Origin of the sequence: Serratia sp. J2, from assembly GCF_046269175.1 — a bacterium.
Lineage (GTDB): Bacteria > Pseudomonadota > Gammaproteobacteria > Enterobacterales > Enterobacteriaceae > Chania > Chania fonticola_C.
Genome location: NZ_JBKABN010000005.1, coordinates 248,194 through 268,253, shown reverse-complemented (window position 1 = coordinate 268,253; position 20,060 = coordinate 248,194). Strand labels below are relative to the sequence as shown.

Genomic DNA, 20,060 nt, shown 5'->3' with positions numbered 1-20,060 from the left:
GGTGAGTGGTTTAGGCAGAAGTGTGAGTGGCGAAGGCGATCAGGTTTTGCTCCGTTTTGGCATTCGTCAACTGCTGCCCCATCCAAGGGCTGAAGGCCCAGGGGGCTGCCGTTACCGCAGCGATCAACGCGCGTAAATCAACCCAGTGGAAGTCCATCACTTCATCTGCTCTGGCTGCAACGGCACCCGTAGCCAATGCCGCGTAAACCGGGCAGATTTCGTTTTCCATAATGCCGGAGGCGTCTGTCTCGCAGTAGCGGAAATCGGGGTCGATGGCGGTGATCTGTTCCACGCTCAGGCCCACTTCATACAAACAGCGTTGCTCGATAGCGTGTTCGGTGCTCTCCTGCCACTGCGGATGGCCACAGACCGAGTTAGTCCAAACGCCTGGCCAGGCTTTTTTGCTCAGCGCTCGGCGGGTGATCAGCAACTCGCCTTGCGGGTTGAAGATCCAGGAGGAGAAAGCCAGATGCAGGGGCGTTTGTCGCTGGTGGGCCGCATATTTTTCCATCACGCCGGTGGGTTGACCTTGTTCATCAAGTAAAACGACATGCTGCTGGGTCATGAAAATTCCAATTTAATCGCGATGTACGACTATTACTATAACACCCGTGTCTTAATGTAGGGGGCACTTCATGCTGCGTCCATTCAGCCTCTATTTCGCACCTCGTCCCAACTCAGACCGAAGCGCGCCAGGTATTTACGCAGCCGGTCTGCATCGTTGGGCTGCTTTTTCTGCTGGCGCGAGACGGCAAACAGCTGTCTACCCGCTTCGGAAAGTGATGTGGAAGCTCGGCACACGTTAAGCACCGTCTCCAACTGGCTTTGCTCGAACAGATCGATATCGGCAAGCTCGACAGGTAATTGCACGCTGGTGTTCCCCTGCCAATGGGATTTCAGCCGGGCGATTTCTTCATCGACCAAAGGCTGGTTGATGCGCCCTTGCTCTGCCAACGTTGCCATGCGTGCGATGGAAGATCCCAGCTCACGGAAGTTGCCGCGCCAGACCGCCTGTGGAGAACGGGCAAAAGCCAGGTAACGCTGTCTGGCGTCTTTATCGAAACGGACCTGCGTCTGGTTACTGCGAGCAAAGCGTTGTAATTCGTAATCGATGTTCGGCTCGATATCTTCGCGGCGTTCAGCCAGGCCGGGCAGTGGGAAGGTCCACATATTGATACGGGCGTATAAATCCTCACGGAAACGGCCTTGAGCTATCCAGTCGCGCATATCACGATGGGTGCCTGCAATCAGCTGGAAGTCGCTGCTGGCTTCTTTATCGGCACCAAAGGGGAAGAAGGTTTTTTCCTCGATAGCTTTCAGTAACATCGCCTGTTCGTCTAACCCCAGCTCGGCGATCTCATCAAGGAACAGTACGCCGCCGTCGGCTTCACGCAGTAGGCCTGCTCGTGCCTGCAACGCACCGGTGAACGCCCCTTTCACATGGCCGAACAGGGTCGACATGGCGTTATCGCCGCGAAGGGTGGCACAGTTCACCGCGACAAAACGGCCTTTTACCAGATGGCGAGAATGCCGGAGTTGATAGATACGCTCGGCCAAAAAGGATTTCCCGGCTCCTGTGGGGCCGGTGAGCAGCATGGGCGCATTTGAACGCAGGGCGACGCGTTCAATCTGGTCGATCAGCGTGTTAAAGGTAGCGTTGCGCGTTTCAATACCGGCTTTGAGGAACGACACCGAGCGCTGTTGCTCATGCAGGAATCGGCTGGTGAGGGCGGTATAGCGGCTGAGATCCAGATCGATCACCGAGTAAATCCCTTGGGGAGACGGGCGATCGGCTTTGTCACCGGGGGCAGTTTGCAGTAGTTGAGCAGGCAGGTATCGTGCCTCTGTTAGCAGGAACCAGCAGATCTGTACCACATGGGTGCCGGTGGTGATATGCACCAGATAGTCTTCGTTCTCGGTATCAAACGGATAGCGGCTGGCGAAATCCAGAAAGGCGCTGTACACCTCTTCCAAATCCCAGGGATCTTTAAGAGCCACTTCCTGTAACACCACCTGAGTGGCTGGCGAAACCGCTACGATATCTTCCGCCACCTGCTGCGCCATGCCTTTATCGCGCGGCTGATGCAGCAGCTCCAGGCGATCGATCGGCAGATCGGGCTGCTGGCACAGACCCACCGTTGGCCGCCATTTGCTCCAGCGGTTTTCCCGTTTGCCACGTTTATCCAGCGTGGTGCCCAGCACTCCAATCACAACCCTGCGCTTCATATTATCCCTTGCGATAAAATACTATCCTGAAAGATAAAATACCGGCTTGTTGGCAACATCGCCAGTCATCTGTGATTAATTATTTATTGGTTAAATATCAATTAATTGTATTTTTAATGGGTGTTTTTGACCGAGTTGGCACGCCTTTCGCTATATCCACTACGTCAAAAGAAAAAGGATGACTAAAGAATGAAGAATAATTATGAGTTGATGGCACCGGTTAATAGCGCACCGATCAAAATGTGGACACAGGGCGTGCCCGTAGAGCCAGAAGCGCGTGAGCAGTTGCTGAATACGGCGAAAATGCCGTTTATTTTTAAACACTTGGCGGTGATGCCGGATGTGCATTTGGGTAAGGGGTCCACCATTGGTAGTGTGATCCCTACCCGTGGCGCGATTATTCCGGCGGCCGTTGGCGTGGATATTGGTTGCGGCATGATTGCGGTGCGTACTTCGCTGGTGGCCGCCGATCTGCCGGATAGCCTGGCTGGGCTGCGTAGCGCCATCGAACAGGCAGTGCCGCATGGCCGTACCTCGACCCGTTCAAGAAGAGATAAAGGGGCCTGGGAAACTCCACCGCAAACGGTCGATCAGCATTGGGCCACTTTGCTGCCACGCTTTAAGCGCTTGACCGACAAATATCCGCAGTTGCTGAAAACCAACAATTATCAGCATCTGGGAACGCTGGGAACGGGTAACCACTTTATCGAAGTCTGCCTGGATGAAACGCAGGTGGTGTGGGTGATGCTGCATAGCGGTTCCCGTGGCGTGGGGAATGCCATCGGTTCGCTATTTATTGCTCTGGCGCAGCAGGATATGCAACAGCATATCGCTAACTTGCCGGATCGTAACCTGGCCTATTTCGAGGAAGGTAGCCAGCATTTTGACGATTACATGGAAGCCGTGGGTTGGGCACAGGATTTCGCCCGCCATAACCGGGAAGTGATGATGGAGCACGTGCTGGCGGCGCTGTCGCGTATCGTGACCAAACCGTTCACTACCCAGCAAGAGGCCGTGAACTGCCACCATAACTATGTGCAGCGTGAGACGCACTTTGGTGAGCCGGTGTTGGTGACGCGTAAAGGGGCCGTGTCTGCGCAGAAAGGCCAGATGGGGATCATCCCTGGCTCTATGGGGGCGAAAAGCTTCATCGTGCGCGGATTGGGTAACGAAGAGAGTTTCTGCTCTTGCAGCCATGGCGCAGGCCGCACCATGAGCCGTACGGCGGCAAAAAAACGCTTCACCGTGGCCGATCAGATCCGGGCAACCGAACATGTGGAATGCCGTAAGGACAGCGAGGTGATCGATGAGATCCCAATGGCTTATAAAGATATCGATGCGGTGATGGCGGCACAGTCCTCACTGGTGGAAATCGTCCATACCCTGCGTCAGGTGGTATGCGTAAAAGGATAACGTGATGGAACAGCGAGTAAACGGCGTGGATAGCTCCATGCGGGAAAGAGTCCGGCAGGTGCTGGGTGAGGTGGAAAAGCGTTACGACGTGCGGGTGCTTTATGCCTGCGAATCCGGTAGCCGCGGCTGGGGCTTTGCCTCGCCGGACAGCGATTACGACGTGCGCTTTTTGTATGTCCACCCGCCGGAATGGTATTTACGGGTAGAGCCACAGCGGGATGTGATCGAACTACCAATCGATCATGAACTGGATGTCTGTGGTTGGGAATGGCGTAAGGCGCTTGGTCTGCTGAAGCGGGCCAACCCAACGTTAATCGAGTGGTTGGATTCACCTGTGGTATATCAGGAAGCCCCTGAGAGTGTCGCGGCGTTGCGAGGCGTAGTGCCTGAATGGTTCTCCGCGCAGCGGGCGCGTTGGCACTATCTGTCGATGGCCAGGAAAAACTTCCGTGGCTATTTGCAGGGGGAGCAGGTACGGCTGAAGAAATACTTCTACGTGCTGCGCCCGTTGCTGGCGGTGCGCTGGATAGAAGCGGGCAAGGGCGTGCCGCCGATGCGTTTTGACCAACTGTTGGCTGACACGGTGGAGGATCCGCTGCTGTTGGCGGAAATCCATGCATTACTGGCGGCGAAACGGCGCGCAGGCGAGGCAGAGTACGGCCCTCGTAGGGAAAGGATCCACGCGTTTATCACGCAGGAACTAACGGCGGATGCCCGGCAGGAAGCCTTGCCCGACAGCCCGGCCCGCAGCGACAAATCGCTGGATGAACTGCTTTATCGCACGGTGATGGTGTAATCAACCGGGGAGAAAGAAGGCTCCCCGGTAATGCAAATGTTAGTAGGGACCGCTCATGTTCGACCGAAGGGGCGCTGCATGATATGTCCGTTTAACAATATGCTGGCGAGCCGATGAATAAATGTCTGTAGTCTCGGGAGTCTGCGGATTTTGCCAGGGATTAACGGCGTCCGGGATGACCTTTTCCATGATCCTTCCCATACCCATGTTTATCACCGCCCTTGTGGTCACCTCTATTACCATGCTCCTTGCGGGGTGGCACTTTATGACCCTTATCGTCGTCACCATCACTTAGCAGTGCCAATGCGACCAGTGCACCTAGCCCGATCACCACACCGGTGATCGCGACCTCATCGTTGGTCATATTGGCACAACCCACCGTCGACAAACACAGCAAACCAATCAGCGGATTTCTCAAAGAATTAACCATGATCATTGATCCTTCTTACGGTCAGTTAGCTATCCATTCAAACTACCGATACCGTAGGACATCGCGATCGCGAGCTCAAGATAAGCTCAGGTAAATTAAGTGATAAGCTTCGTCAAGGAGCTTGACGTGGATTGACATTAGCGGGAGCCAAAGGATAAAAAAGCCAGGTTGCCTGCAGACAACATGACACTATTCTTCCCTCACCCCAGCGGTGTGGCGGTCAAACGCAGGCGTAAACCGTAGCACGTTCGATTCCCTCTCCTTGGGGAGAGGGTTAGGGTGAGGGAGAATAACGCTATTATTTCAACGCAATGCGGATCACGTCATCTGGATCGGTGGCTTCTTTTTCACGGCTTGAAGCCTGCTTCACGCTCACGTACAGCGTCTTACCATCTGGTGACAGTGCCAGGCTGTTCGGATGCGTTGGTGTCTTGATGGTTTCCAACAGCTTGTAGCTCTTGGCGTCGATCACGCTCACGGTGCCCGCTTGGCGATGAGTAACGTACACTTCATTGCGTGCTGGGTTAAACAACACGGCCAGGGATTCCGGCACGTCGATCTTCTGCAGAATGTTGCCGTTGTTGGTATCAACAACCAGTACCTGCGGCTGCTTGGAATCGGTGATGAATGCACGGTGGGTTGCCGGATCCAGGCTGATATTCAGGAAGAAGTGCTCCTTCGACTCATCCAACTTCTTACGTGACAGCACCTTGTTGGTTTTGGTATCGATAGTCACCAACTCGCCATCGGCATTGGTCACATACAGGCGGCTTGCCGCTGCATCCAGCGCCAGGCCGGTACCGTATTTACCGGTTTCGGTGATGGTGGTGCGCAGAGTCAGATCCTTGCCATCCACAACCCAAACCACGCTGGACTCGCCCAAGCCGGTGATATAGACGGTGTCTGTGGTCGCGTCTGCCACCAGCTCACGTGGGGCCAATGGTTTCACGGTATCAGAGCGTTTACGCGCATCCAGCACCAGGCGGCCTTTCACTTCGCCGGTTTTGCCGTCGATCGCGGTCAGCGAGTTACTGGTGGTGTTACCAAAATAGAGAGTATCGGTCTTGGTGTTGATGGCGGCACCGAACGGTTTGATATCGTTATGAATGATCTGTGTGATATCCAGCGTTTGTGGGTCAAGGCGATAGACGATGCCGCCCTTATCCAGCTTGCGGCTCTGTGAAGTTGCCAGATACAGCGCATTCTCGCCCTGGCTGTACACCATCTCGTAAGCGCCTTTACCTACCGGCTTACGCAGCAGTTCCGTTTCTGTCTGTGCCAGTACAGAGGTGGAAAACATCAGGCTGCTGAGAAGCAACAGAGGGTAAACCGCACGTCCGCCAAACTTACGGCTGGTGGTCATCATAGCGTTCATAAAAGCTCCATTTGATCAAAATACAGGCCGCCACCGGGCTGCTGCTCGGTGGCTAAATCGGGCTCAACATTGAATCGAAAGCAAAATCTGGCCGGTCATGTCATTGCATGCGGCTCACTATATTTGTGAATGATAATCATTATTCTTACGGAAGGGGAGCACTTTTGTTGCTTGGGGCGATAAGAGTCACGTTTAGGGCAATCAGAGAGAAGAGAATATCCGGCCAGTGTCTACTCTTCGGTCAGGATCAGGCCCAGACGCTCGGCGGTCTTTTGGATAATTTGGCCAATGGCTTTATGGCTGAGGAGACGGCTTGAGGGTTCGGCTATCGAGAGTTCACTATCCATGACCCGTTGGCCACCAAACAGGATCATGGCGAAATGATCGTCATTTCTTTTTGAGTACCACTTCATTCCGTCAACGTTATGATGCTGTTGATAAATAGCCTGTGACCAGGCTCGGGTTTGCGAGTATTCGAGCTGGGTACTGCCGATCAATTCATCGCGATCGATGCCCATATAGAGACAATCCTGTGCTCGGCAACTGACGACGTTCAGATCCCGCTCCAGTTTCAACTGGATGTAATGCATATGGGTAAATGGGCGTAAATCGAAAAATTCTGTTTTGCCGGTGGCGACCACATCGTGAAAAACCGATTCCGCGATAGCGGCTTCGCAACTGCTGGCTAGGTACATGGTGGGGATCAGATCCAAAGCTGCATCCCTGATAGGGCTGAAACGGGCTCCGTACTCATGGGGAAGCAATATTTTGCCGGGATTAAAACTGTCTCCGGGGTACTGCGCATCATGGCATCGATGTAACACCGTGCCTTTGGGAATGACTTCGATTCTTACCCGCAGGGTCTTGCCAGGGGCGGCTATCTTGCGGCCAAGAAAAACGGGTGAACCAAAATCTTCCTTTTTGGGCTCACCCTTCTGTTTAACTTTGTTCTGCTCCATCGACGATCCTTTTCGCTTCATATTCCGCCGCCGCAATCACATTGGCCGGATATGACTGCAACATTTCCATGGGGCGGCGGCCAGCCAACAGGTTGTTTGACGTCGCGAACCACTGGGCAAGCCCCCAGCCGTGTTTCAGGTTTTTAAAACTGGCGAGTAACACTGCCATCACGGGGAGAGGACGATAGTTATCATCCAGCGCATAACGGGGAAAGAGTTGTGTTGCCCCTTTCTTCAATGAAAATATGCGGTTATGACTCTTCCATTTGCTTGGCTGGGCCGAGGGATTCTCGGTAGCAAAGCCTGCCAGATGGGAAATCTGCTCTGCCGTGAGCCATTCGCTGGCTGCCAGGATATGCTCACGCCCGCGCTCCACCCTGGAAATATCAACCAGCCCGCTGTGGTTGACGGGCTCTTGCGTATCCCGCGGAAGAATTATCCTGGCAGTGTCATCTGGATTGATCTGTTGCTCCAGGCTATGAAACATGGCTTCAAAACGTGTCTCGTCGATGTGGCAAACGTCGCCATGATCATTTTCAGCTTCTCTAACCTGGCGGAGAGTTTGCAACATGATTTTCAGGTGTTCTTCAACCACACCGAGAGACGTTGAGTTGTCTATATCAACTTTCAGCTGAAAGAAAGGCTTCTGCGCCTTCATTTTCCTTTTACTGATGACCATCTGCAGCCCATCTTCCCTGATCCTGAGGCCATCTCTGTTGATGTCGATTTCTCGGGCCAGCATTCTCTTCTCCTGTTAGCTAAAGCTAACCGTTTTAACTATTCTAACCAAACTATCCTCAGTTATAGCAGGTTGTGTAAGAATTAACCAGATCAGTTGCAGCAATATGATCGGCCGAAGTGCGGGCTTACAGTCTTATCGCACCAGCAAGCGCCTGGTCTGCGGCGGCTTTTTCCGCCAGATAACGGGCCGGAGGCTTACCTACCGCTTTACGGAACATGGTGACAAAACCGCTGGCGCTCTCGTAGCCGAGATCTAACGCCACGGTCTGGACGCTTTCCCCCTGCGTTAAGCGTTGCAGAGCCAGCATCACATGTAACTGTCGCCGCCAGTGGCCAAAGCTCATGCCCATCTGCTGTTGCAGCGTTCGGCTGAGCGAACGCTCGCTCATGCCAATGCGTTGCGCCCACTGGCCCAGAGTGGATTTATCGGCCGGGTTGGCCAGCAGTTGCTCGGTCAATTGGCGGATGCGGGCATCATTGGACACCGGCAGGTGCAGGTTCTCCAGCGGCGCGGCGGCCAGTTGATCCAACAAAACCTGCGCAATGCGGCCTTCCGGGCCCTCTTCCGGATAGAGAATATCGAACTGGCTGGCCTGCAACAGCAGTTCTCGCAGTAATGGAGATACCGTCAAGGTGCAGCAGTTTTGTGGCAAACCAGGGATGGCATCCTGCTCAACGAAGAGGCAATAGCACTCGCTTTGGCTGGTAGCTCGCGCGTTGTGGCTGACGTTACTTGGCATCCACAAGGCACATTGTGGTGGCACCAGCCACAGGCCATTTTCAACCTCGCAGCGGATCATGCCGCGCACCGTGTAAATCAATTGCGCCTTGCGGTGGCGATGATGGGTGCATTCCCAGTCTTTCTGCACGCTTGATGCCTGAACCGCGAAGATGGCGCGGGGCACGTTATCGATATCGGGTCTGGGATCCTGGCAAGTGGCTTTCATGAGAACAATTATCATATTGGCGTATTTGAGCAATATTATGTCTTGATTGTGCAATGTGGTCTAGCGCCAACGTCGATAGAGTAAGCGCCACTGGCGTGTTTTGTGGTAACACGCTCATGACCGACAACGCAGAGGAGAGGCCATGCATCAGGAAAATGTTATCAGTCAGCTTCTGGCCTGGATTGAGCAAAGCCTGGATCAGCCCTTGACGCTGGACAGCATCGCGGCTAAATCCGGCTATTCCAAATGGCACCTGCAACGGATGTTCAAGCAGCACACCGGCGAAGTGTTGGGGACCTATGCCCGGCGCAGAAGGTTGACGGCGGCGGCGCGTGAGTTGCGCCTGACCAGCGCCACGGTGGCCTGTATCGCAGATAAATACCAGTTCGATTCCCAGCAGACCTTCACCCGTGGATTTAAAAAACAGTTTGGTTTGCCACCGGCGGCTTATCGTCGCAGCGTGGACTGGCCTAGTTATGGCTTGCAACCGCCGTTGAATATGACCAACGAGCCAATGCCAGAGGCGGAGATTATAGTGTTGCCTTCGATGAAACTAGTCGGCCATACGCAGCAGGGTAGCTGCACGTTGGGGCAATTAGGGCCCTCGAAGAAGCTGCTACGTCAACACGCCTGGCGGCATTTGTTGCATCCGGAACAGGGATTACCCGCCGTCGCGTATGGCCTGATGAGCCTGAAGGCGGACACCCAGCAGCGGGATCGTCAACAGATGGTGTATACGGCGGCACTGCCAGAGGAAGAGGCGGCAGGTGAAACGGTGACGATCGAACCCGGAGAGTATGCCCGCTTTGCCTATCAGGGGCAGGTTGCAGGGCTACAGAACTTTATCGCCCGGCTGTATGACACGGCCATTCCGCAGATGAATGCGGTACGGCGGCCAGGGCAGGATATTGAGCGTTTTTACCCGGCATTGGGCGTTTGTTACGGTGACGATCAGGCGGCGATCAGCTGTGAATATCTTATCCCGATCCGCCGTGGCGAAGAGGGCAGTGGGCTACGCTAGGGCAGGAATTTACCAAAAGGACACTATTCCCTACATCCGGCTACAAAAAAGTGAGGTATTTGCGCTAGTAATGTTTCCATCTTGGCGGCAAGTGCACATATAATGCGCATCCGGTCAAACCAGGCCGGGCAGAACACATACCATTTTTAGCCAGTGCGGCCACCACTTTACTACGAAGATGAAAATGAGCATTCGCGCGTTATTAACCCTGTTTACCGCTCTGGTTGCATTCAGCCAGGCTGCCTTCGCCGTTGTATACCCTTTGCCCGCCAAAGACAGCCGTCTGGTTGGGGAAAATATTCAGATCACCGTGCCTGCAGACAGCAAACTGCCGCTGGAGAGCTTTGCGGCTCAATACCAGATGGGCTTGAGCAACATGCTGGAAGCTAACCCTGGCGTTGACCCGTTCCTGCCGCTGCCAGGCAGCACGCTGACCATCCCACAGCAGTTGATCCTGCCTGACGCCCCGCGTGAAGGCATCATCATCAACAGCGCAGAAATGCGTCTGTACTACTACCCGAAAGGCACCAAGACCGTCGTGGTACTGCCGATTGGTATCGGCCAGTTGGGTAAAGATACGCCGCTGAACTGGGTCACCACCGTACAACGCAAGAAAGCGGGCCCAACCTGGACGCCAACCGCTAAAATGCGCGAAGAGTACGCCGCCGATGGTGAAATCCTGCCAGCGGTATTCCCGGCAGGCCCGGATAACCCGATGGGTCTGTACGCCCTTTATGTTGGCCGTCTGTATGCGGTCCATGGTACTAACGCCAACTTCGGTATCGGCCTGCGCGTGAGCCACGGCTGTGTGCGTCTGCGTGCTGACGACATCAAATACCTGTTCGACAGCGTGCCAGTAGGCACTCGCGTGCAGTTTATCAACGAGCCAGTGAAGGTTTCCGTAGAGCCAGACGGTTCACGTTACCTGGAAGTACACAACCCGCTGTCTGCCAACGAAGATGAGCTGAAGTCGAAAGAGCCAGTGCCAATCACCATCACCGCGCCGGTTGGCAAAGTGCTGATGGATCCAGCCGTTGACCAGAGCGTCGTGGACGCGGCCATCAAGGCACGTTCCGGTATGCCGGTTAAAGTGAACTGATTTTTGCTATTGTGATAAAAAAGACGCTCTCGGGCGTCTTTTTTTATGGGAAAAACTCAGCGTATCCGCTTGGCCACCAGGGTGAACTTGTAATCTTCGCTTTTAAAGAAGTTGCGGCTGAACTCAAACACCGTGCCGTCGTTGAGAAAACCGGTGGAGACCTTCTCCAGGATCGGTTTCTGCGGATCTATTCCTAACGCCTTCACCACATCTTCGCTTGGCATTACCGGGATGATCTCCTGCTCGCTACGGTCAATGACCCGCTTTTTGACCTGTTCGATGTAGTGATATTTGGATTTCTGCATCACCTCATAGCTGAGGTCGGGGAACAGTGCCAGCGGCATCCAGGTCTCTTCCAGCGTCACTGGTTTTTGCTTGATATAGCGCACCCGTTTGACGTAATACACCTTGTCTTCAGTGGTCAGGTGCAATGCTTCGGCGATGGTTGGGCTGGCTTTGGCGACTTCAAAGATCAACACGTCGCTGTGGGTTTCCACGTTGCGATCCGCCAACTTTTCATAAAAGCTGGTGAGCTGATAGATATCGTAATTTACCTTCTCTTCTTTGACGTACCAGCCGCTGCCCTGAATGCTCTCAATCACCTGTTCTTCGGTCAGTAATTTCAACGCCTGACGCACCGTTACCCGGCTGACGTTGTACTGTTCGCGCAGTAAAGCCTCGGTCGGTAACGCATCGCCGGGCTTGAGTTCACCATCGGCAACCTGTTGGCGCAGGGTATCCGCAATCTGGCGATAAATAGGCTTTTTGCTCACGCTTTGGTGTCCCCGGCTGGTTGTTGGATCTGCTGTGCGCATTCTAGCCCCAGGCCAGGGATAAACAAACCAATAACGCCATACCTCGTTAAGTTGTCCTTAAATTGAATTAATACAAATTTAATACAAAAATAGCGTTGATTTGAAATTGATCACAAATTGGTGTGGATTGTCTTGGTATGATCGCCGCCTGTTTATTGACGGAGCCGCCCTGGCTTCAGCGTGAGGATAAAGATGGACCTGAGCAGCCTGACCCACCCCAGCCTGATAAACCTGCAAGTGGCCTTTGCGGGGCGCGATCAGGCCATTCATCAGCTTGCCGACCAACTAGACGTGCAAGGCAAATTGCATGACAAAGCGGCGTTTCTCCGCGAGGTCTTTGCCCGGGAAGCGCAAGGCCCTACCGCGTTGGGGGAAGGGCTGGCGGTGCCCCATGGTAAAAGCGATGCGGTAAAGGAAGCGGCATTTGCCGTTGCCACGCTGAACACGCCGTTGGAGTGGGAAGGGATCGATGGGCCGGAAAGCGTCAACCTGATCTTCCTGCTGGCGATCCCGCAGGCACAGGCCGGTACCACGCATATGCAATTACTGACCAGCCTGACGACGGCGCTGGTGGATGACGACATCCGCGCGGCAGTTCTAAATGCTCGTACGCCGGAACAGTTGTTGGCTCTGCTGGCTGGAGGGACGCCGGAATCTGCACCCAAACCGCAGGATGATACTCGGCCTACGGTGGTGTGCGTCACCGCGTGCCCGGCCGGTATCGCCCATACCTATATGGCTGCGGAATATCTTGAAAAGGCGGGGCGCAAGCTCGGCATCAACGTGTATGTTGAGAAACAAGGGGCTAACGGGATCGAAGGCCGCTTGACGGCGGAACAGCTAAATAGTGCGACGGCCTGCGTGTTCGCTGCCGAAGTCGCGATTAAAGAAGTGGAGCGCTTCAACGGTATTCCCCGTATCGAAACGCCGGTCGCCGAGCCCATCAAGCACGCAGAACGCATTTTGCAGCAGGCATTGGCTGTGGGCCAATCCGCTAACGGTGCTGCACGGGTGCAGCAGAGCGAAGTACCGGTGCAGAAAAATAGCGTGAAGACCGAACTCAAACAGGCGTTACTCAGCGGCATCTCTTTTGCGGTACCGCTGATTGTGGCGGGGGGCACGGTCTTGGCTGTTTCAGTTTTGCTGGCACAGATCTTTGGCCTGCAGCATCTGTTTGATCAAGAGAACTCCTGGTTGTGGATGTACCGCAAGCTGGGCGGCGGCATGCTGGGTATCTTGATGGTACCGGTGCTGGCGGCCTACACGGCTTATTCGCTGGCGGATAAACCGGCTCTTGGCCCAGGCTTTGCGGCCGGGTTGGCGGCAAACATGATTGGCTCTGGCTTCCTTGGCGGTATTGTGGGCGGCCTGATCGCCGGATATCTGATGCGCTGGGTGAAGAACCATGTGCGCCTCAGCCCCAACTTCAACGGCTTCCTGACGTTTTATCTTTACCCGGTGATTGGCACGCTGGTAGCGGGCAGCCTGATGCTGTTTGTGATCGGGGAGCCGGTGGCCTGGTTGAACAACAGCCTGACCGCCTGGCTTAACAGCCTGTCTGGTACCAACGCGTTGGTGCTGGGAGCGATCCTCGGTTTTATGTGCTCGTTCGACCTCGGCGGCCCGGTGAACAAGGCGGCTTATGCGTTCTGCCTGGGGGCGATGGCCAACGGCGTGTTCGGCCCCTATGCGATCTTTGGCGCGGTCAAAATGGTTTCGGCCTTTACGGTCACCGCCTCCACCTTGCTGGCTCCACGGCTGTTCCAACAGTTCGAGATTGAAACCGGTAAATCCACTTGGTTGCTTGGCCTGGCAGGCATTACCGAAGGGGCAATCCCGATGGCGATCGAAGATCCCGTGCGGGTGATCGGCTCCTTCCTGGTGGGATCGCTGGTGACCGGCGCGATCGTCGGTGGGATGGGGATTGGCCTTTCGACGCCGGGCGCGGGGATCTTCTCGCTGTTCCTGCTGCACGATAATGGCCTCGGTGGCCTGCTGTCGGCAGCCATTTGGCTGGGGGCGGCGCTGCTTGGTACGGCGATCTCCACATTGGTGCTGATCCTTTGGCGGCGTCAGGCGATGAAGCAGGGCAAATACACCCTCATTCAGCCGCAGTAAGTTGATTTCCCCTCACCTTAACCCTCTCCTTTAGTGAGGGGGAACTGATCGAGTGGATCTGAAAATTCGGTGATGCACCCTGGATAAGGGGGCGATCGAGTTTGCTGAGATTACCGCTTTGCTGCCAAAAGGGCAGGAGTCATCAGCTCCCTCTCTCTGGGGAGAGGGTTGGGGTGAGGGGCTTGGTTACGTCATCTTAGGAATTGATTATGAAAGCTGTATCACGTGTTCACATTACGCCGCATATGCACTGGGATCGTGAGTGGTATTTCACCACCGAGGAGTCACGCATCCTGCTGATAAACAACATGGAAGAGATCCTGACCCGGTTGGAAACCGATGCCGAGTACCGTTTCTATGTGCTGGATGGGCAAACGGCGGTGCTGGAAGACTACTTCGCCATCAAGCCAGAAAATCACGAGCGGGTGAAAGCGTTGGTGCAGGCTGGCAAGCTGATCGTTGGCCCGTGGTATACCCAAACCGATACCATGGTGGTGTCAGGGGAATCGATCGTGCGCAACCTGATGTATGGCATGCGCGACTGCCTGTCCTTTGGCGAACCGATGAAGATCGGCTATCTGCCGGACTCTTTCAGCATGTCTTCGCAGTTACCGCATATTTTCAACGGGTTCGGTATCACGCGCGCCATGTTCTGGCGCGGCTGCTCCGAGCGCCACGGTACCGACAAGACTGAGTTCCTGTGGCAAAGCAACGACGGCAGCGAAGTTGCGGCACAGGTGCTGCCGCTGGGTTACGCCATTGGTAAATACCTGCCCGAAGATGAAGCCGGGCTGCGCAAACGGCTGGACAGTTATTTCACCGTGCTGGAAAACGCCTCGGTTACCAAAGATATCCTGTTGCCGAACGGCCACGATCAGATGCCGCTGCAACAGAATATCTTCCAGGTGATGGCCAAACTGCGCGAGATTTATCCACAGCGTGAGTTTGTCATGAGCCGTTTTGAAGAGGTCTTCGAGCGGATCGAAGCCAGTCGTGAACGTTTGGCGACGCTGAAGGGGGAATTTAACGACGGTAAATACATGCGCGTACACCGCACCATCTCGTCAACCCGCATGGATATCAAGATCGCCCACGCCGAGATCGAGAACAAGATCGTTAATATCCTCGAGCCGTTGGCGGCGATCGCCTGGTCACTGGGCTTTGAATACCATCACGGCCTGCTGGAGAAAATGTGGAAAGAGATCCTGAAAAACCACGCCCACGACAGTATCGGCTGTTGCTGTAGCGACAAGGTACATCAGGAGATCATGACGCGCTTTATTCTGGCGGACGACATGGCGGAAAACCTGGTGCGCTTTTACATGCGCAAGATTGTCGACAATATGCCGGTACAGCACGCAGATGCCGACAAACTGACGTTCTTCAACCTGCTGCCTTACCCGCGTGAAGAGGTGATCAACACCACCATTCGTATTCGTGCCCAGCAGTTCTCGCTGATGGATGAACAGGGCCAGCCGGTGGAGTATTTTATCCGCGCCGCGCGGGAGATCGATCCTGGGCTGGTGGATCGCCAGATTGTGCATTACGGCAACTACGATCCCTTTATGGAGTACGACATTCAGCTCTGTCGCCCATTGCCCGCGATGGGATATTGCACCCTGCATATTCATGCTAATCACGCAGGCCAGCAACGCCAAGCTGCGGCGCAACCGGCAGAACTGTTGGAAAACGAGTATTACCGCATTGCCCTGAATGCCAACGGTACGTTGGATATTACCGATAAACAGAGTGGCTATCTCTATCAGCAGGTGTTGCAACTGGAAGATGGCTCTGACGATGGTGATGAGTATGACTATTCGCCTTCCCGTGAAGAGTGGTTGATCTATTCCACGCAAAGCGCAGTGGCTACCTCCATCAAACATGAGGCTTGGCAGAGTATCGCCACACTGGAACTGCGCATGGCATTGCCCGCCAATCTGCAACAGCGGGCGGAGCGGCGTAGCGACGGTTACCTGGATGTACAGTGCCAGGTGACGTTGGCGCACAACAGCCGCCGCATCGACATTGAGATGTGGCTGGATAACCAGGCCGACGATCACCGCGTGCGGGTATTGATCCCAACGCCGTTCGCCAGTGAAAGCGTGCTGGCGGATAACCAGTTTGGCTGCATTACTCGCCCGGTGGACGATCCGGCCATGGCCGTTTGGCAGCAAGAGGGCTGGAAAGAGGCGCCGATCCCGGTGTGGCAACTGATGAACTTTGCCGCCTTGCATGACGATCTGCATGGCATGGCATTGTTTACCGAGGGGTTGCGTGAGTTCGAGATTGTGGGTGAGCGCCGCGATACCTTTGCCCTGACGCTGTTCCGCTCGGTAGGCGTGCTGGGTAAAGAGGAATTGCTGTTGCGGCCGGGTCGCCCTTCCGGCATCAAACTGCCAACGCCAGACTCCCAGATGCGTGGCAAATTGCATTGCCGGTTCAGCCTGTTCAGTTTTGCAGGAGATCCGCACCAGGCGGGCGTGATGCAGCAGGCGCGGGCCTACGTCACTCCGGTGCGCTGTTACAACAAAATCCCGTTTGATGCGATGAAGCTCAATCTGGCGGCCTTCCGCACGCCGCTGCACTTTAGCCTGCTTTCGATGCCAGAATCAGGCCCAGTATTGAGCGTGTTGAAGAAGGCTGAGGATGCCGATGCTTTGATTATTCGCGTGTATAACCCTTCGGAGCAGGTGTCGATCGGCGGAGCGTTAACGTTGGCGGCTCCAGCGCAGGAATGGCTGGAAACCGGTATGGATGAGCAACCGTTGCCACAGCAAGGTATAGCAAAAGGGGATTTCACTACCTTGGCGCCTTGCCAGTCGAAAACCTTCCGTTTTATCCGATAAGTACAGGCCAGAGGCGTGGATTGCCACGCCTCTGGATGTAACTATAAATTGAATTGGCGCGCTAGCTGGTCGATAGCAGCGCGCTGGAACTGGTTGAAGGCCTCGCGGGGTTGCTGTTGCTGAATGAATTCCAGCATTGGGTCCTGCACCTCGGTGCGTATGCCGCTCAATTCTTCCATTACCGCCAGGCCGCAAAACGGCACATAAGCTTCGGCATAGCCTCCTTCGTGCACCATCACCAGCTTGCCACCGCAGAGCCTGTCCGCAGTGCTTTGCACCTGGGCGGTCATGGCTCGGAAGCTGTCGCTGTGTAACTGCATCCGCGCCAGTGGATCGATGGCGTTAGCATCGTAACCGCAGGCGATGATGATCATCTCTGGCTTAAACTGTTCTAGCGCTGGAATGACGATTTGCTGCATGGCGTATTGATAGCCGTCGTCTCCGGCCCCGGCCAGCAGCGGAATATTGATGTTGTAACCCGCTCCGGCTCCCTCACCGCGATCTTGTTCACCGGCGTAGCCCGCCGGGAAACAGCCGTCTTGATGCAACGAGATGGTCAGCACGTCGTCGCGCTGCCAGTAAATGTGCTGGGTACCGTTGCCGTGGTGCACGTCCCAGTCGATCACTGCCACCTTGCCTAGCCCGAAGCGGTCTTTGGCGCGTTCGATGGCAATGGGAATATTAGCCAGGAAGCAGAACCCCATCGATTGATCCGGCAGGCAGTGATGGCCCGGCGGGCGTGAGAGGGAATAGGCGTTGTCCAGTTCGCCCTTCAGTACCGCCTCTACCGCAGCACAGGCCAGCCCAGCGGAAAGTTTGGCGATCTCATAGCTGCCAGGCCCCAAAGGTGCCTCTTCCCCCAACATGCCGCCGCCGTTATCACTCAGCTGTTTGAAACGCTGCAGGTAATGTGCCGGATGGATACGCAGTAAATCTTCCTCATCGGCCAGCTCGGCGCTCAGCAGCTTGAGCTGACGCGACAGGCCGGAAACGTCCATCAGGTTTTTCATCCGCCGCTTGGTTTCCGGCGACTCGGCATGCCCGGCTCCAGATGGCGGTTGCACCCAGCCGCCCACCGGCAGCGTGGTGGCATGTAAGCCGGTGCTATGCCAGAAACAGCGTTCATCGAAGAAAAAGCCGGTTGTTCTTTTCACCTTATGACTCCTGTTAAACGGCGCGGCGCGCGCGGTGAAGCCAGCGAGATCAGCAGCAGTGACAGCAGCGCACAGCTCAATGCGCCGATCAGCAATGCGTTGATCCCGCCGGAAGATTCGATCAGATAACCCGCCAACGTAGGGCCAATGGCCATGCCGCCGCCAATCACCAGATTGATGCTGTTCATCAGCTTGCCGTTGTTATCCAGCACCGAAACGCGCGCCAGAATAAAGGGCAGCACAAAGGTCCAGGTAAACTTGAACATCACGGCGGCGAGGGTGAAACGAATGAGTAGCGGGTTGCGGCTCAGCAGCAGGACGCTGGCAATCAGCAGGCCGTAGCCGACCCACAACAACGGCTTGTGGCTGCGTCTTGCGCCAACCAGTGCCGCCCCGCCAGCCCCAATGATGCCAAACAGGGTGGCGGCTGCCAGCACCTGCCCGCTGTGCACCGGTGAAAGGCCCGCGGCTTCGGCGATAGTGCCGATAAAGGTCCAGACCGCACTCAGGCTGATGTAAAAGGCCAATACCGCCAGCACGGCAAACAGTTTGTAGATGGGGGGGCTTGGAGGCATCTGACTGGCCGCGCTGTGGCTATGGCGGAAGCCGCTGGGGAATGCACTTAGTAACGGCAGGCAACACAGCATGATCGCCGCCAGGATAAGGTAAACCGCCATCAGGCCGAAATGAGCAAACAACGGGGGCAATGCCAGCAAGCCGAACACGCCTAGCAGCAGTTGGCCCAGCACCCAAAAGGCATAGACTCGGCTGGGGTTGGCGGTACCTGCCGCACAAGAAATGCAGAGGATCATCAGCGTGCCACCGGCCAGTGAAGCGATAAATCGCAAGACCAATAGCAGACTGAAATCAGTGACCATGGCCGAGGCCAGATTGCCGATCAGGAACACCACAGCCGCCAGCGCGGCTATCTTGCGCCAGTTGATCCGGCTGATCCACCACCAGGCAGGCAGCGTGGCAATGCTCATGGCTCCCAGTTCGGTGGAAAACAGATGGCCGATCTGGCCAGGTGTGAGGTGCCACTGGCTGGCTAACTGGGCAGCGACGGCGGGAGCGGTCATCAGGATCCCCGGCGCGATGGCGGCAAACACGATAATCGCCGTTAACAGCCTGGGTGGGCAGGGGAGCAAGGCCCCGGTAGAAGGCACAGAAACTGCATCACTGGACATCGTCGTTATCCTTGAGTTTCGTCAATCGTTACCCTCCACGCTTTTTAAGCATGGGGAAGCCGCGCCAGCATTGGCGGATGGTTGATTGTTGCTGCTTTAGTCAGGATCAGCCGTAGGCAATAAAACCGCTGGAGACCAGTTCGGTGCGGTTGACCACGGCGGTTTTGGCAAAGATGTTGCGCATATGGGTTTTCACCGTCGATAGAGAAATGCCGAGCTTCAAGGCGATACGCTTATTACTGGCCCCTTCACGCACCATATTGACGATCTCCTGCTCTTTGGCGGTGAGCAACTGGGCTTCACTGTCTGGCAGCAGATCGCGGGTGGCCAACTCGATCAACGGCAGCACCGCACGTAAGCGGCTGCGCTCCAGTTCGGTGAACGGCGTATCGCGGATCAGAGAAACCCCGGCAATAATCCGCTTACGCTGGCGGATAAAAATCTCCGTCATGTCTCGCATGCGATTGGGCAGCATGAAGTCGTGATAATAGTGGCGGTTATTGGCGATCGCCGCTGGCGTCATGTTCACCATCTGGATGTCTTGCTGGTGGAAGTTGGCCGGTTTTAACGGGTCCAGCTGTTGAAAATGGTCCAGATATTGCTGATGGGTATCATCGCTAATACCATGAAGAATGTAGTGATCTGGCCGCAGGTCCGGGTCCACCAGATAAAAAACCCCGGCTGAAACTGGGATCAGATGCGCAATGGTATTCAGACAGCTTGAGATAAAAGCGTCGTTACGCATGAAGGATGATGTGGTGGTCATAATGCATTTTCCTCCGTTGATCGCTCAGTACCCTGAAGGACACCTGCAAAGGTATCTGGACAATATGTGAACGATACAAGCATAGGTGTAGCAATTATGCAACACAACGAAAACATATTAACAACGTGAGCCGGATTGCAATAAAATACATTAATAACAACATCCCC

The 20,060-nt window shown here is 55.2% G+C and carries 17 protein-coding genes; 6 read left to right on the top strand and 11 right to left on the bottom strand.

The genetic code is table 11. The annotated features are described in order from the left end of the window. Window positions 1-10: 10 nt before the first annotated feature. Window positions 11-565, bottom strand: a complete 555-nt coding sequence (gene idi / locus ACKWMY_RS08050) for an isopentenyl-diphosphate Delta-isomerase (protein ID WP_211135786.1) — start codon at window positions 563-565, stop codon at window positions 11-13. A gap of 83 nt (window positions 566-648) precedes the next feature. Next, the gene (gene rtcR, locus ACKWMY_RS08045) at window positions 649-2,226 is read right to left on the bottom strand and encodes an RNA repair transcriptional activator RtcR (RefSeq protein WP_074028418.1); all 1,578 of its coding nucleotides are present in this window, start codon (window positions 2,224-2,226) and stop codon (window positions 649-651) included. A 189-nt stretch (window positions 2,227-2,415) separates the two neighbouring features. On the opposite strand from rtcR, the gene ACKWMY_RS08040 reads away from it, so the two are divergent. Beyond that, window positions 2,416-3,639, top strand: a complete 1,224-nt coding sequence (locus tag ACKWMY_RS08040) for an RtcB family protein (RefSeq protein WP_409486141.1) — start codon at window positions 2,416-2,418, stop codon at window positions 3,637-3,639. Between the two features lie 4 nt (window positions 3,640-3,643). Further along, window positions 3,644-4,435: a DNA polymerase beta superfamily protein gene (locus ACKWMY_RS08035; RefSeq protein ID WP_409486140.1), complete on the top strand. Its 792-nt coding sequence runs from the start codon at window positions 3,644-3,646 to the stop codon at window positions 4,433-4,435. 160 nt (window positions 4,436-4,595) lie between these two features. On the opposite strand, the gene ACKWMY_RS08030 is transcribed toward ACKWMY_RS08035, so the two are convergent. From ACKWMY_RS08030 to ACKWMY_RS08010, 5 genes are all read right to left on the bottom strand, one after another. Then, window positions 4,596-4,865: a hypothetical protein gene (locus ACKWMY_RS08030; RefSeq protein ID WP_178380883.1), complete on the bottom strand. Its 270-nt coding sequence runs from the start codon at window positions 4,863-4,865 to the stop codon at window positions 4,596-4,598. Window positions 4,866-5,163: 298 nt separating this feature from the next. Further along, window positions 5,164-6,240 carry a YncE family protein gene (locus ACKWMY_RS08025; RefSeq protein WP_074028422.1) on the bottom strand — a complete coding sequence of 359 codons (1,077 nt, stop codon included), beginning with the start codon at window positions 6,238-6,240 and terminating at the stop codon, window positions 5,164-5,166. A 230-nt stretch (window positions 6,241-6,470) separates the two neighbouring features. After that, window positions 6,471-7,199, bottom strand: coding sequence for an RES family NAD+ phosphorylase (locus ACKWMY_RS08020; protein WP_409486139.1), 729 nt, complete (start codon window positions 7,197-7,199; stop codon window positions 6,471-6,473). After that, window positions 7,180-7,941 carry a hypothetical protein gene (locus ACKWMY_RS08015; RefSeq protein ID WP_309047510.1) on the bottom strand — a complete coding sequence of 254 codons (762 nt, stop codon included), beginning with the start codon at window positions 7,939-7,941 and terminating at the stop codon, window positions 7,180-7,182. The genes ACKWMY_RS08020 and ACKWMY_RS08015 overlap by 20 nt, the downstream gene beginning before the upstream one ends. Window positions 7,942-8,065: 124 nt before the next feature. After that, window positions 8,066-8,887 (bottom strand): AraC family transcriptional regulator, encoded by an 822-nt coding sequence (locus ACKWMY_RS08010; protein WP_024485477.1) that lies wholly within the window; start codon window positions 8,885-8,887, stop codon window positions 8,066-8,068. 142 nt (window positions 8,888-9,029) lie between these two features. Between ACKWMY_RS08010 and ACKWMY_RS08005 the strand changes: the two genes are divergently transcribed. After that, a complete protein-coding gene (locus ACKWMY_RS08005; RefSeq protein ID WP_409486138.1) occupies window positions 9,030-9,908 on the top strand; it encodes a helix-turn-helix domain-containing protein in 879 nt (292 codons plus the stop codon). 178 nt (window positions 9,909-10,086) lie between these two features. Continuing rightward, entirely contained in the window at window positions 10,087-11,007 is a 921-nt protein-coding gene (locus ACKWMY_RS08000) for a L,D-transpeptidase family protein (protein WP_223665014.1), read from the top strand. A gap of 56 nt (window positions 11,008-11,063) precedes the next feature. Here ACKWMY_RS08000 and ACKWMY_RS07995 read toward each other — a convergent pair whose 3' ends face one another. Beyond that, window positions 11,064-11,780 (bottom strand): GntR family transcriptional regulator, encoded by a 717-nt coding sequence (locus tag ACKWMY_RS07995; RefSeq protein ID WP_024527265.1) that lies wholly within the window; start codon window positions 11,778-11,780, stop codon window positions 11,064-11,066. 234 nt (window positions 11,781-12,014) lie between these two features. On the opposite strand from ACKWMY_RS07995, the gene mngA reads away from it, so the two are divergent. Then, window positions 12,015-13,940, top strand: coding sequence for a PTS 2-O-a-mannosyl-D-glycerate transporter subunit IIABC (gene mngA, locus ACKWMY_RS07990; protein WP_074028427.1), 1,926 nt, complete (start codon window positions 12,015-12,017; stop codon window positions 13,938-13,940). A 209-nt stretch (window positions 13,941-14,149) separates the two neighbouring features. Beyond that, a complete protein-coding gene (gene mngB / locus ACKWMY_RS07985) occupies window positions 14,150-16,786 on the top strand; it encodes a mannosylglycerate hydrolase (RefSeq protein ID WP_308871314.1) in 2,637 nt (878 codons plus the stop codon). Window positions 16,787-16,827: 41 nt separating this feature from the next. Here the strand turns inward: mngB and ACKWMY_RS07980 are convergent, their stop codons facing one another. From ACKWMY_RS07980 to ACKWMY_RS07970, 3 genes are all read right to left on the bottom strand, one after another. Then, complete coding sequence (locus ACKWMY_RS07980) at window positions 16,828-17,940, bottom strand: class II histone deacetylase (protein WP_074028429.1); 1,113 nt, start codon at window positions 17,938-17,940, stop codon at window positions 16,828-16,830. After that, window positions 17,937-19,127 carry an MFS transporter gene (locus tag ACKWMY_RS07975; protein WP_199061273.1) on the bottom strand — a complete coding sequence of 397 codons (1,191 nt, stop codon included), beginning with the start codon at window positions 19,125-19,127 and terminating at the stop codon, window positions 17,937-17,939. Before ACKWMY_RS07975 ends, ACKWMY_RS07980 begins: the two co-directional genes overlap by 4 nt. A gap of 106 nt (window positions 19,128-19,233) precedes the next feature. Next, window positions 19,234-19,893 carry a helix-turn-helix transcriptional regulator gene (locus ACKWMY_RS07970; RefSeq protein WP_024485482.1) on the bottom strand — a complete coding sequence of 220 codons (660 nt, stop codon included), beginning with the start codon at window positions 19,891-19,893 and terminating at the stop codon, window positions 19,234-19,236. Between the last annotated feature and the right edge of the window lie 167 nt (window positions 19,894-20,060).